This window comes from Mesorhizobium sp. M2A.F.Ca.ET.039.01.1.1, assembly GCF_003998035.1.
In the GTDB taxonomy this organism is placed as follows: domain Bacteria; phylum Pseudomonadota; class Alphaproteobacteria; order Rhizobiales; family Rhizobiaceae; genus Mesorhizobium.
Genome location: NZ_RZRY01001552.1, coordinates 1 through 432, shown reverse-complemented (window position 1 = coordinate 432; position 432 = coordinate 1). Strand labels below are relative to the sequence as shown.

The 432-nt window shown below is 69.0% G+C and carries 1 pseudogene; it reads left to right on the top strand.

The features are described from left to right. Positions 1-391: pseudogene (locus EOA24_RS40880) on the top strand (IclR family transcriptional regulator C-terminal domain-containing protein); the annotation flags it as partial. Positions 392-432: the final 41 nt, after the last annotated feature.

The window sequence follows — 432 nt, the reverse complement described above, 5'->3', positions numbered from 1 at the left end:
CAAGCATCCGATCCGCTACACGATCCGCGAGGGCGACGTGCTGCCCTTGCTGGCCGGCTCCGGCGGCCGCGTGCTCGCGGCATTTTCGGGCGAGCCGGGCGAGCCCTATGAGACCATCCGCGAAGACTATCATCACTTGTCGGTGGGCGATCGCGATCCCGAGACGGCTGGCGTCTCGGCGCCTGTCTTCGGCCCCGGACGGACCCTTCTCGGCGCGCTCACCCTGGCCGGGCCGAGAACGCGCGTGGACGCGGCCTTTCTGCGGCGCATGACCGCGCCCCTGCTCGAGGCCGCCGCCCGCGCCACCCGCGCCTTCGGCGAAGACGCCTCGATGCTCGAACGGGCAAGCGTGAAAGCGGCCAGCGCCGGCAAAGCACTGGAATCTATCTGAATTATGTTCACAGGCTTCGGCCGCGACTTGCCGGACATTGG